Here is an 11,849-nt window from a genome sequence, read left to right as displayed (position 1 = left end):
TGCGATGGACGAATGGATCGACTATTACGATTCCACGCATACGATTTATGCGAGCAAGCTGCATCGCGACCTGCATTTTCAGATCATCGCGCGCGATATCATCGGCTATATCGCTTCGACCGACTCGGTCGTGCTGGACTATGCCTGCGGCGAGGCGCTCTCGGCCGCCAAGGTGGCAGATGCCTGCGCAAAACTCTATCTGGCCGAACCGGCGCCCGGCGTTCGCGGCCGGCTGATCGCGCGCTTTGCGCCGAACACCAAGATCCGGGTCCGCTCGCTCGAGGATCTCACGCGAATGCCGGAGAATTCGGTCGATCTCGTCGTCATGAATTCGGTCGCGCAATACATGACGCCGAATGAACTGGATTCGGCGCTTGCCGTCATTCGCCGGCTGTTGAAAAACAATGGCCACCTCGTGCTGGGCGACATCCTGCGGCCGGAAGTCGGCATGGCCAGAGACGTGTTGGCGCTCTTGAAATTCGCAAGCGCTCACGGTTTCCTCAAAGACGCGCTGTACGGCCTCGCGAGCACGGCGCTGTCGGACTACAGGCAACTGCGCACCCGCGTCGGGCTGCAGCGCTACAGCGAAGACGAGATGATCGAAAAACTCGCCGCCGCGGGCTTCACTGCCTCGCGCGCGCATCAGAATATCGGGCATAACCAGTGGCGGATGACGTTTGTGGCGCGGCACGCATTCCAATTGCCCTTGAGTGCGACGCGCGTTGAGGTTGTTAACCCTAAAACGCGGTAAGGATGGTTCACCACGCCGTGATGGGCGATGATTGCCGCGGCCCGGTGGCGGAAGCGACGCGGGAGCAGTGCAATGCTCTTTATCCTGGTTCAAATCCAGGCCGGGCCTCCAGCCGTCGCTGCTAACGCAGCTTCGGCTCGGCAAGCCCTGTCGTAGCGAAGGCTGCCGCGGCGTAGCCCGAAGGGCGAAGCCGGGCCTCGGCAAACAACTCTGATTTCCTCCAACTTCACCGTTGATGGCCTGTTTTTGGGGGTTTCGCGGGTGCGGAATCTGGTCTAAAGACCACCCGCGCGCGAGGGTGACCCGCGCTCTTGGCTTAGGGGACGCGCGGCTGCGCGCCCTTTTTTTGTGCCCAAAATCCAGTCTGAGAGCTGATGCCCAAAAGAACAGATATCTCTACCATCCTGATCATCGGCGCCGGTCCAATCGTGATCGGCCAGGCCTGCGAATTCGATTATTCCGGCACCCAGGCGGTGAAGACGTTGAAGGAAGAGGGCTACCGGATCGTCCTCGTCAATTCCAATCCGGCCACCATCATGACCGATCCGGAACTGGCTGATGCCACCTATATCGAGCCGATCACCCCCGAAATCGTCGCCAAGATCATCGAGAAGGAACGCTATGTCATCCCCGGCGGCTTTGCGCTATTGCCGACCATGGGCGGCCAGACCGCGTTGAACTGTGCACTGTCGCTGCGCCGCCAGGGTACGCTCGACAAATTCGACGTCGAGATGATCGGCGCCACCGCCGACGCCATCGACAAGGCCGAAGACCGCCAGCTCTTCCGCAACGCCATGGAGAAGATCGGCCTGCAGACGCCGAAATCGCGGCTCGCCAATGCCTCGGCGCTGAAGAAGTCCTATCGCGACAAATACCTCGCCGAACGCGAGAAACTATCCGGCGACGCGCTGGATGAGCTCGAGCGGCAATGGACGCTCGGCGAGAACGAGCGCCGCAAGCGCTACCAGGAGCATGCGCTCGGCGAGGCGCTGATGGCGCTATCCGAAATCGGTCTGCCCGCGATCATCCGCCCCTCCTTCACCATGGGCGGTACCGGCGGCGGCATCGCCTACAACAAGGAAGAGTTCCTCGACATCATCGAACGCGGCCTCGACGCCTCCCCGACCAATGAAGTGCTGATCGAGGAATCCGTGCTCGGCTGGAAAGAGTTCGAGATGGAGGTGGTGCGCGACAAGAAGGACAATTGCATCATCGTCTGCTCGATCGAGAACCTCGATCCGATGGGCGTGCACACCGGCGATTCCATCACCGTGGCGCCGGCGCTGACGCTGACCGATAAGGAATACCAGATCATGCGCGACGCCTCGATCGCGGTGCTGCGCGAGATCGGGGTGGAGACCGGCGGCTCCAACGTGCAGTTCGGCGTCAACCCCGACGACGGCCGCATGGTGGTGATTGAGATGAACCCACGCGTGTCGCGTTCCTCGGCGCTGGCATCGAAAGCCACGGGCTTTCCGATCGCAAAAGTCGCCGCCAAGCTCGCGGTCGGCTACACGCTCGATGAAATCGCCAACGACATCACCGGCGGCGCGACGCCGGCCTCGTTCGAGCCGACCATCGACTATGTCGTGACGAAGGTTCCGCGCTTTGCGTTCGAGAAATTTCCGGGCGCCTCGACCACGCTGACGACCTCGATGAAATCGGTCGGCGAAGTCATGGCGATCGGTCGCACTTTCCAGGAAAGCCTGCAGAAAGCGTTGCGCGGGCTTGAGACCGGACTGACCGGGCTCGACGAGATCGAGATCGAGGGGTTGGGCCGCGGCGACGACAAGAACGCGATCCGTGCCGCGTTGGGCACGCCGACGCCCAACCGCATCCTGCAGGTGGCGCAGGCGATGCGGCTCGGCTGGTCGAACGAGGACATCTTCAATTCCTGCAAGATCGATCCCTGGTTCCTCGCCGAGATGCGCGGTATCATCGACATGGAAACGAAGATCAGGACGCACGGCCTGCCGCCGAACGGCTATGGCATGCGCATGCTGAAGGCGATGGGATTTTCCGACGCACGGCTTGCCGTGCTGTCCGAGTCCACCGAAGCCGAGATCACCGCGAAGCGTCACGCGCTTGGCGTACGCCCCGTTTTCAAGCGCATCGACACCTGCGCCGCCGAATTCGCCTCCCCCACCGCCTATATGTATTCGAGCTATGAAGCGCCGTTTGCGGGCTCGCTCGCCGACGAAAGCGCGCCATCCGACCGCAAGAAGGTGATCATTCTCGGCGGCGGCCCGAACCGGATCGGCCAGGGCATCGAATTCGACTATTGCTGTTGCCACGCCTGCTTCGCGCTCGACGATGCCGGGTATGAGACCATCATGATCAACTGCAATCCGGAGACGGTGTCGACCGACTACGACACCGCCGACCGGCTGTATTTCGAACCGCTCACGGCCGAGGACGTGCTGGAAATCGTCGACACCGAGCGGCAAAACGGCACCCTGCATGGCGTGATCGTGCAGTTCGGCGGCCAGACCCCGCTAAAACTCGCACGCGCGCTGGAAGCGGCCGAGGTGCCGATCCTCGGCACTTCGCCCGACGCCATCGACCTCGCCGAGGACCGCGACCGCTTCAAGCGCGTCCTCGACAAATTGCGCCTGAAGCAGCCGAAGAACGGCATCGCCTATTCGGTCGAGCAGGCGCGGCTGGTATCGGCCGATCTCGGACTGCCGCTGGTGGTGCGCCCGTCCTACGTACTGGGCGGCCGCGCGATGCAGATCATCCGCGAGGAAACCCAGCTCGACGATTACCTGCTCGGGACACTACCCGAGCTGGTGCCGGCCGACGTCAAGGCGCGCTACCCGAACGACAAGACCGGGCAGATCAACACCGTGCTCGGCAAGAACCCGCTGCTCTTTGACCGTTATCTGTCCGACGCCACCGAGATCGACGTTGATTGCCTCTGTGACGGCAGGGACACCTTCATCGTCGGCATCATGGAGCATATCGAGGAAGCCGGCATTCACTCCGGCGATTCCGCCTGTTCGCTGCCGCCGCATTCGCTGGATGCGAAGATGATCGAGGAGCTCGAGCGGCAAACCCGCGAGCTCGCGCTCGGCCTCGACGTGGTCGGGCTGATGAACGTGCAATATGCGATCAAGGACGGCGAGATCTATGTGCTCGAGGTCAATCCGCGGGCGTCGCGCACCGTGCCGTTCGTCGCCAAGGTGGTCGGCACGCCAGTGGCGAAGATCGCGGCGCGGATCATGGCCGGCGAGAAGCTCGCCGACTTCAAGCTGAAGAAGAAACAGCTCGGCCATGTCGGCGTGAAAGAGTCCGTCTTCCCCTTCGCGCGCTTCCCCGGCGTCGATACCGTGCTCGGCCCGGAGATGCGCTCGACCGGCGAGGTAATGGGCATCGACCGCTCGTTCGAGGTGGCGTTCGCAAAAAGCCAACTCGGCGGCGGCACCCGCGTGCCGCGCAAGGGCACGGTGTTCGTCTCGGTCCGCGAGATCGACAAGAACCGCATCGCCGAAGCGGTCCGGCTCTTGCACTCGCTCGGCTTCAAGGTGATGGGCACCTCGGGTACCCAGCGCTTCCTCACCGACAAGGGCATTCCGACCGAGAAGGTCAACAAGGTGCTGGAAGGACGGCCGCACATCGTCGACGCCATCACCAATGGCGACATTCAGCTCGTTTTCAACACTACCGAAGGGCCGCAGGCGCTGGCCGACAGCCGTTCGCTGCGGCGGGCTGCCCTCTTGCATAAAGTGCCGTATTACACCACTCTTTCGGGTGCTGTAGCGGCCGCCCAGGGCATCCGCGCCTATCTGGGCGGGGATCTTGAGGTCCGCACGCTACAGAGCTATTTTTCCGAAAACTGATCGTTCGGCGGGCGAAAATGCCCGCGAAACGATCGGCAACAAAGCCGGCATGGCTGGAACCCACCGCCCGTTTGGATGTTGTAAGGCCCCTGACGGGGCCTAAAATCAATAGGCGGGCGGGTTCGCATGTCGAGTTCAAGGGCCTGATCGAAATCGAAAGCGTGGCTCGTGCGCGCAATTTTCTGGCGGCTCGCGCGAGGGAAGGACGGAAAGAGATGATGGAAAAGGTTCCGATGACTGCTAGCGGGTATGCCGCCCTGGAGGTCGAATTGAAGCAGCGCCAGTCGGTGGAGCGTCCGCGCATCATCGAGCATATCGCCGAGGCGCGCTCGCATGGCGACCTCTCCGAGAACGCGGAATATCACGCGGCCAAGGAAGAGCAGTCCCACAACGAAGGCCGCATTGCCGAGCTCGAGGACAAGCTCGCGCGCGCCGACATCATCGACATCTCGAAGCTGTCGGGCGACACTGTCAAGTTCGGCGCGACCGTCACGCTGGTCGACGAGGATACTGAGAAGAAGGCGGTGTGGCAGATCGTGGGCGAGCCGGAAGCCGACGCCAAGAAGGGCCGCATCTCGATCACCTCGCCGCTGGCCCGCGCGCTGATCGGCAAAAAGAAGGGCTCGACCGTGGAAGTCGTGGCTCCCGGCGGCGCCAAGGCCTACGAGATCACCAAGGTCGAGTGGCGCTAGAGCCCGATGACTTTTCTTCGCATCGTCATCCCGCTCTATCCCTTATTGAGCATGATCTCTTCGGAAAACCGGTATCCACTTTTCCGGATCATGCGCTAGTCACCTGCAAGTTACTGTTGCGACAAAGCCGCGTGTCCCACGCGGCTTTTTTGTTGGCGCGGTACTGACAGGATTGTGAGTGGTGGTGCGGCGGATTTCAGAATATCCGAATCCGGGACTATGCTTATAGATTATAACTAACTGAATCGGCGCCGGCGCGGCGAAATCTCGTTGTTCGCGACGATAGACTGCAGGCTGCCGTCTGCCGGAGCGGCATCTTGTTGCGCTGCAATCGCGACAATGTCGCGAAGCGGCGACTTGAAGGGGAATGATTCAATTTCAGAGGTGTTGTGTCGGCATCACACGTGATCCGACAACACCGTGTAATCTCATGACGCTAAGTTCTAGCGTGCCAAAAAAGGGGGACTATGACATGGACCAATTCGACAAGATGCTCGCGAAATGGCAGCCGATGGCGCTGAGCCTGTTTCGCTTCATCACCGGGCTATTGCTGTTTCAGTACGGCGTCGCCAAGATTCTCGGTTTTCCGGCTGTACCTATGTTCGCCAAGATACCGCCGTTGATCGTGGTCGCGGGCTCGATCGAGCTTGTGCTTGGCGCGCTCTTGATGATCGGCCTGTTCACGCGCATCAGCGCTTTCATCCTGTCCGGTGAAATGGCCGCGGCCTATTTCCTCGGCCACATGTTCAAGGATCCCGCCAAGCCGGTGTTCCTGCCGCTGCTCAATGGCGGCACGGCCGCGATCCTGTTCTGCTTCGCCTGTCTGTATCTGGCGACCGCGGGCGGCGGGCCGATCAGCGTCGACGAGATGCGGAAGAAGTAAGCTGCCCACGAACACTGTCATTCCGGGATGGTGGTTAAGCACCAGACCCGGAATCTCGAGATTCCGGGTTTGCGTCTTCGACGCGTCCCGGAATGACTCTCAACCTCCCACAACCTTCACATCGAGCGGCACCGCCGCTTCATATTTCGAATTGTGCAGCACCAGCGACGTCCTGACGTTGCGCACATGCGGCGCGGCGGTCAGGTGCGTGACGAAATCCTGGAACGTCGCCATATCGGGCGCGACGCATTTGAGGATGAAGTCGACCTCGCCCGACAGCATCCAGCATTCCCGCACCAGCGGCTCGGCGCGGACGAAATCCTCGAACGCGCGCAAATCCGCATCCGCTTGGCTGGACAGATGGACGGAAGCGAACACGGTGACGTCGAAGCCTAACCGACGCGGATCCAATAGCCCGCGATAGCCCTGGATGTAGCCTTCTTCCTCCAACGTGCGGACCCGGCGCAGGCAAGGCGGCGGCGAAATACCGACGCGTTTGGCCAGTTCCACGTTGGTGATTCGGCCATCGGCCTGGATTTCGGCAAGAATTCGGAGGTCGATTTCGTCAAGATTCTTCGACACGCGCGTCGGGTTCCCTGATTCTGGCCGCGCTGGGCCGGCCTTACTGGCAACTCTCTTAGCGCAGGCTGTGCGGCTTGCGCAATTTTATTGCGCGTGCAACGCCATATTTCGCGATTGTTACTTCAGTTCCGGGGAAAATTCGCTGGGATGAATTGCAATTCTTGCATAGCTACCCAGATATCATAGACTTGGATTTGACACTTTTGGCGCCGCCGCGCTGCCGGCCCGGGCGCTTTCCGCACAAGTCCTCATCAAAATCCTCCAAAGAGAGGGAATCGCCGATGCCCGCGCCTATCCATGCCAAGGTCGTCATTATCGGGTCCGGCCCCGCCGGTTACACCGCGGCGATCTACGCGGCGCGCGCGATGCTGGAGCCGGTGCTGATCCAGGGCATCCAACCCGGCGGACAACTCACCATCACCACCGACGTGGAAAATTATCCGGGCTTTGCCGACGTCATCCAGGGCCCCTGGCTGATGGAGCAGATGGAGAAGCAGGCGGCCCATGTCGGCACCAAGATCGTCACCGACCTCGTCAACAAGCTCGAACTGGCGCAGCGGCCGTTCCGCCTGACCTGCGATAGCGGCGACGTCTATCTGGCCGAAACCGTGGTCCTCGCCACCGGCGCGCAGGCGCGCTGGCTCGGCATTCCCTCGGAAGAAAGGTTCAAGGGTTTTGGCGTCTCGGCCTGCGCGACCTGCGACGGCTTCTTCTACCGCGGCAAGGAAGTGATCGTGGTCGGCGGCGGCAACACCGCGGTTGAGGAAGCGCTGTTCCTGACCAATTTTGCATCGACCGTGACGATCGTGCATCGCCGCGATCATTTCCGCGCCGAGCGCATCCTGCAGGACCGCCTGTTCAAGAATCCGAAGATCAAGGTGGTGTGGGACTCGGCGATCGACGAGATCTGCGGCGCCGAGAACCCAAGCAAGGTCACCCATGTGCGCCTCAAGAACGTCAAGACCGGCGCCCTCAGGGACATTGCGGCCGACGGCGTCTTCATCGCCATCGGGCATGCGCCGGCAACCGACCTCGTCAAAGGCCAGATCAAGCTGAGATCATCAGGCTATGTCGAGGTGGCGCCGAACTCGACCGCGACCTCGATCCCCGGCCTGTTCGCCGCCGGCGACGTCGCCGACGAAACCTATCGCCAGGCGGTCACGGCTGCCGGCCTCGGCTGCATGGCGGCGCTTGAGGCCGAACGCTTCCTGGCTTTGCGCGCGAGCGATCGCGCGGCGGCTGAATAGTCATGCCTAGAACACGAGACGGATTTGACATGGACTGGGACAAGCTGAAGGTGTTTCACGCGGCGGCGGAAGCGGGAAGCTTTACCCACGCCGGCGAGCAATTAGGGCTCTCGCAGTCCGCGGTATCGCGGCAGGTCAGCGCGCTGGAGCAGGAGCTCGCGGTCTCGCTGTTCCACCGCCACGCGCGCGGACTCATCCTCACCGAGCAGGGCGATCTGCTGTTTCGAACCGCGCATGACGTGTTCATGCAGTTGCAGGCGGCGCGCGCCAAGCTCACGGACAGCCGCGAGCGGCCGAGCGGCGACCTCAAGATCACGACGCCGCCAGCGCTCGGCATCAACTGGCTGATCCCGCGGCTCGACGAATTCACCGCGCTCTATCCGGACATCCGCATTTCGCTGATCGTCACCGACGAGGATCTCGACCTCTCGATGCGCGAGGCCGACGTCGCGATCCGGACTCGCAAGCCGACCCAGCCCGACCTGATCCAGCGCAAGCTGTTCTCGATCGGCTTCCACGCCTATTGCTCGCCCGAATATATCAAGCGCTTCGGTACGCCGCGGACGCTGGACGACCTCGACTCGCACCGCATCATCATGCTCGGCGACGCGCAGGTGCCGCCGCATCTGCAGAACCGGAGCTGGCTGATCGACGCCGGCCGCAACGGCTCAGGTCCGCGTGAAGCCTACTTCAAGGTCAACAACATCTTAGGGCTGGTCCGCGCCTGCCAGCAGGGGCTCGGCATCGCCGCCCTGCCCGACTATCTGGTCGAGGAGAACAATCGCCTGGTGCAGTTGTTCGGCGAAACCGATTCGATCGCGGTGGACACGTACTTCGTTTACCCAGAGGAACTGAAGACGGTCGCACGCGTGCAGGTGTTCCGCGACTTCGTAGTGAGCAAGGCGCAGCGCTGGCCCTCCTAGCGGTGGCGCTCCGTCTCCCGCGTCTGGATTAGCCTATTTTATAGAGGGCCCGCTCTCCGCATGACTGACATGCGGCTCGGACGGTTGCTGCAAGGCGCTGATGAGGATCATAGTGCTCAAACGCTGAGCGGTCGCGTCGCGCATATGTCCCCCTCCTCCAGTGACGCGGCGGTTCAGTAATCCCTCTTGGAAGGTGATTGTGTCGGCCTCACGTGGCCAATACCTCAAGCCGGGCTCTTTTGGGCCCGGCTTTTTTTCATCGGCACGTCATGTTCCCGCGCAGATTGACATTGAGGTTCTCGCCCTCCATCATCGGCACATGATCACGAGTTCGTGCGCAGCCCTGTCGTCGAAAAAAGGTCTCCATCCGGGGACCCGAGATCGACGCGCGCGCTAGACTGCCGCAACTTAGCGATCCCGAAAGCCCCGCCGTCAGGACGGGGTTTTTTATTTGGTCCCGTCTCCGGCTCACCCCAAGAGGAGATGGAACGATGACTGCCCCTTCGACTAACGACCTGACAAGCCGGCTGCACGGCCTGTGGCTGCCGCTGATCACGCCGTTTCGCGACGGCGAACTCGACGAGGCGTCGTTACGACGGCTCGTCCGGCACTATTCGGCCGGCCCAATCGACGGCTTCATTCTGGCGGCGACGTCGGGCGAAGGCATGTCGCTCCGCGCGGGCGAACTCGAGCGGCTGGTGACACTGACGCACAGCGAGCTCTCCGCCAGCCGGCGCCACCTGCCGATCCTGTTGGGCCTGTCCGGCGCCTCCACCGCGAAGATGCTCGATGCGCTGGATGAGACCGCGACCTGGCCGATCGACGGCTATCTGATCGCGAGCCCCTATTACATCCGGCCGTCGCAGCGCGGGCTCGTGCAGCACTTCACCGCGCTCGCCAATCACGCCTCGTGGCCGATCGTGCTCTACAACATTCCCTACCGGACGGGAGTCAGCCTCACCAATGAGACGCTGCTGCAGCTCGCCTTGCATCCAAACATCGTCGGCATGAAGGATTGCGGCGCCGACCGCGCGCAGTCGATCGACTTTCTGGCGAGACGGCCATCGGGCTTTCGCGTGCTGACCGGCGAAGACGCGGAGTATCATGACGCGCTCGCTGACGGCGCCGATGGCGCAATCCTGTTGTCGGCGCATCTGGAGACCGAGACCTTCGCATCGCTGCGGACGCTGCTCGCGCAGGGCGACCGCGACGGCGCGCGGGCGTGCTGGAAGGAGCTCTCCCGGCTGGCCCGGTTGTTGTTTGCCGAGCCGAGCCCGGCGCCCGCAAAATACTGCCTGGCGCGCAACGGACTGATCGACAGCGCCGAGGTTCGCCTGCCGATGGTCGAGATAAGCGCGGAGTTGGCGGCGTTGCTCGACGAGGAGGTCGAGCAGCGCAGGCCACAGCTTTTGCGGCAGGCTTAAGGATGGCATCGGCTCCCTCTCGCGCCGATGGCGGGAGGGAGAAATCGAATCAGCTCACCAGCAGGCGATAGGTCATCACGGGCGCGAAGCCGAGCAGCATCGCCCAGACGGCGAATGACGACACCAGAAGAACGTCGTGCATGCTCTGGGCGTACTCGCCGATCGGCAATTTCTTGTCGTGAACGCTCATCGCTATCCCCGTCGTTTTTCTTGGAAGGATATCCATACGCGTAAAATTCTAATGTTGCGGGCGAGGCTTCGCTCGACTTTGACGCCGTGCGGTCACGGAATGTTAACCAGGCGCGACGGTGGTTAATCGGCGGTAGCAGGTGCGGTCAAATGCAAGCGAAATCGCAACCGGGTTTTTAAAACCGTTCGCGTATCAAGATCCCCGTACAACAGAAAAACGTTGGGGCGCGTCGTGCATTTCGAGAACAACAACATTCCTGAACAGGGCTTTTCGACCGAGGACATTCTGTGGGCTGTCGGCATCTGGTCGGTGATCCTGACGCTGTCGCCGGTCGTCGTGTTCTACGTGCTGATGGTGGCGTAAGGCGGCTATCGCCGCTCTGTCCGTCATTGCGAGCGAAGCGAAGCAATCCATCTCTCCGCTCGGGGATAGATGGATTGCTTCGTCGCTGCGCTCCTCGCAATGACGGGGAACCAATTCTGCACGCCCATAAAAAGAAAAACGCGCGGAGCCCGCGCGCTCTTTATCAGTCCGGCAGATCGAAAGCGGCGTTGTTACGCCGCCTGCTTGTGCATGGCGCCCGATGCCGACGCCGTTCCGCGGATCGCCTTGATCGAACGTTCGATCGCGCCCCACAGCCTGGTGATCTCCGCAGCCGCCCGGCCTTCGGCGTAATATTCGCGGGCGCCTTCGCCCTGGCTCAGCGCCATGATCAGATCGGCGCGGTTGGTGATCTGGCCGCTCCACACCGGCGCACGGAATTTCGCCAGCGCTTCACGCGCGATGCTGACGATGCGGCTCTCGGCGCCGTCGCGTTCGGCAGGCGCGCCGTTGATCACGACCGCGTAGGGCTTGCGCGCCGAGCGGCAGGTCTGAATGGTTTCCTGCACCGCATTGACGTCGAACACGCCGGGCCGCGCCGGAATGATCACCATGGTAGCGTTACGAATCGCGTCGTCGACGACGGCCGACAAGTTCGGCGGCGTGTCGATGAACACCCATTCGATGCCGTCGCGCTTGGCGGCAGCGACGATGCCGCTGACGGAATTCACTGCGGCCTTGATCGGCGGCTCGTTGGTGCCGCGCAATTTGTGCCAGAGCGTAAGCGAGCCCTGCGGATCGGCATCGACGAGCAGGATGGGCTTCGTTGCCTTGTGAACATGGGCAGCGAGGTGAGCAGCCAGGGTACTCTTTCCCGAGCCCCCCTTACGTGATGCGAAAACAATTACGTTCATACCTTGGCCTCCAGTTGACCCCAGAAGCCGAAAATGAATCAGCACGCTGATTCGTGAAAGAAAAATTTATCGGCCGCCGCGAT

The 11,849-nt window shown here is 62.0% G+C and carries 11 protein-coding genes and 1 tRNA gene; 9 read left to right on the top strand and 3 right to left on the bottom strand.

Translation table 11 applies throughout. From position 1 onward, the window contains the following. Nucleotides 1-4: 4 nt before the first annotated feature. From HCN58_RS32990 to HCN58_RS32970, 5 genes are all read left to right on the top strand, one after another. A complete protein-coding gene (locus HCN58_RS32990) occupies nucleotides 5-751 on the top strand; it encodes a class I SAM-dependent methyltransferase (RefSeq protein ID WP_171583551.1) in 747 nt (248 codons plus the stop codon). Between the two features lie 38 nt (nucleotides 752-789). Further along, nucleotides 790-862: transfer RNA gene (locus tag HCN58_RS32985), tRNA-OTHER, on the top strand. Between the two features lie 263 nt (nucleotides 863-1,125). Beyond that, on the top strand, nucleotides 1,126-4,590 hold the full coding sequence (gene carB / locus HCN58_RS32980; RefSeq protein ID WP_171583519.1) for a carbamoyl-phosphate synthase large subunit: 3,465 nt from the start codon (nucleotides 1,126-1,128) through the stop codon (nucleotides 4,588-4,590). Nucleotides 4,591-4,808: 218 nt separating this feature from the next. Beyond that, nucleotides 4,809-5,282, top strand: coding sequence for a transcription elongation factor GreA (gene greA / locus HCN58_RS32975; RefSeq protein WP_171583518.1), 474 nt, complete (start codon nucleotides 4,809-4,811; stop codon nucleotides 5,280-5,282). A 472-nt stretch (nucleotides 5,283-5,754) separates the two neighbouring features. Further along, complete coding sequence (locus tag HCN58_RS32970; protein WP_171583517.1) at nucleotides 5,755-6,165, top strand: DoxX family protein; 411 nt, start codon at nucleotides 5,755-5,757, stop codon at nucleotides 6,163-6,165. Nucleotides 6,166-6,264: 99 nt separating this feature from the next. Here HCN58_RS32970 and HCN58_RS32965 read toward each other — a convergent pair whose 3' ends face one another. Beyond that, nucleotides 6,265-6,747 carry an Lrp/AsnC family transcriptional regulator gene (locus tag HCN58_RS32965; protein ID WP_171583516.1) on the bottom strand — a complete coding sequence of 161 codons (483 nt, stop codon included), beginning with the start codon at nucleotides 6,745-6,747 and terminating at the stop codon, nucleotides 6,265-6,267. 281 nt (nucleotides 6,748-7,028) lie between these two features. Between HCN58_RS32965 and trxB the strand changes: the two genes are divergently transcribed. The 3 genes from trxB to dapA all read left to right on the top strand — a co-directional run bounded on the left by trxB (nucleotide 7,029) and on the right by dapA (nucleotide 10,341). Next, nucleotides 7,029-7,994 (top strand): thioredoxin-disulfide reductase, encoded by a 966-nt coding sequence (gene trxB, locus HCN58_RS32960; protein ID WP_171583515.1) that lies wholly within the window; start codon nucleotides 7,029-7,031, stop codon nucleotides 7,992-7,994. Nucleotides 7,995-7,996: 2 nt separating this feature from the next. Beyond that, nucleotides 7,997-8,917, top strand: a complete 921-nt coding sequence (locus tag HCN58_RS32955; RefSeq protein ID WP_028350191.1) for a LysR family transcriptional regulator — start codon at nucleotides 7,997-7,999, stop codon at nucleotides 8,915-8,917. Nucleotides 8,918-9,408: 491 nt separating this feature from the next. Further along, a complete protein-coding gene (gene dapA, locus HCN58_RS32950) occupies nucleotides 9,409-10,341 on the top strand; it encodes a 4-hydroxy-tetrahydrodipicolinate synthase (protein WP_171583514.1) in 933 nt (310 codons plus the stop codon). 49 nt (nucleotides 10,342-10,390) lie between these two features. Here dapA and HCN58_RS32945 read toward each other — a convergent pair whose 3' ends face one another. Beyond that, nucleotides 10,391-10,531 (bottom strand): hypothetical protein, encoded by a 141-nt coding sequence (locus HCN58_RS32945; protein WP_171583513.1) that lies wholly within the window; start codon nucleotides 10,529-10,531, stop codon nucleotides 10,391-10,393. Nucleotides 10,532-10,762: 231 nt separating this feature from the next. On the opposite strand from HCN58_RS32945, the gene HCN58_RS36880 reads away from it, so the two are divergent. After that, complete coding sequence (locus HCN58_RS36880; protein WP_256470245.1) at nucleotides 10,763-10,894, top strand: hypothetical protein; 132 nt, start codon at nucleotides 10,763-10,765, stop codon at nucleotides 10,892-10,894. Between the two features lie 191 nt (nucleotides 10,895-11,085). Here HCN58_RS36880 and HCN58_RS32940 read toward each other — a convergent pair whose 3' ends face one another. Then, the gene (locus HCN58_RS32940; protein WP_171583512.1) at nucleotides 11,086-11,766 is read right to left on the bottom strand and encodes an AAA family ATPase; all 681 of its coding nucleotides are present in this window, start codon (nucleotides 11,764-11,766) and stop codon (nucleotides 11,086-11,088) included. Nucleotides 11,767-11,849 lie beyond the last annotated feature (83 nt).

The sequence above is a fragment of the Bradyrhizobium australiense genome (assembly GCF_013114825.1).
GTDB classification, from domain to species: domain Bacteria; phylum Pseudomonadota; class Alphaproteobacteria; order Rhizobiales; family Xanthobacteraceae; genus Bradyrhizobium; species Bradyrhizobium australiense.
Note: the sequence above shows the minus strand (reverse complement) of the source record. Positions and strands in the feature narration are given on the sequence as shown.

What these genes read in the sequence shown, in the direction of transcription:
- carB (WP_171583519.1), top strand. Translation starts at nt 1,126, where the DNA reads ATGCCCAAAAGAACAGATATCTCTACCATCCTGATCATCGGCGCCGGT.
- HCN58_RS32940 (WP_171583512.1), bottom strand. Translation starts at nt 11,766, where the DNA reads ATGAACGTAATTGTTTTCGCATCACGTAAGGGGGGCTCGGGAAAGAGT.
- trxB (WP_171583515.1), top strand. Translation starts at nt 7,029, where the DNA reads ATGCCCGCGCCTATCCATGCCAAGGTCGTCATTATCGGGTCCGGCCCC.
- HCN58_RS32970 (WP_171583517.1), top strand. Translation starts at nt 5,755, where the DNA reads ATGGACCAATTCGACAAGATGCTCGCGAAATGGCAGCCGATGGCGCTG.
- HCN58_RS32990 (WP_171583551.1), top strand. Translation starts at nt 5, where the DNA reads ATGGACGAATGGATCGACTATTACGATTCCACGCATACGATTTATGCG.
- greA (WP_171583518.1), top strand. Translation starts at nt 4,809, where the DNA reads ATGGAAAAGGTTCCGATGACTGCTAGCGGGTATGCCGCCCTGGAGGTC.
- HCN58_RS32945 (WP_171583513.1), bottom strand. Translation starts at nt 10,531, where the DNA reads ATGAGCGTTCACGACAAGAAATTGCCGATCGGCGAGTACGCCCAGAGC.
- HCN58_RS32955 (WP_028350191.1), top strand. Translation starts at nt 7,997, where the DNA reads ATGCCTAGAACACGAGACGGATTTGACATGGACTGGGACAAGCTGAAG.
- dapA (WP_171583514.1), top strand. Translation starts at nt 9,409, where the DNA reads ATGACTGCCCCTTCGACTAACGACCTGACAAGCCGGCTGCACGGCCTG.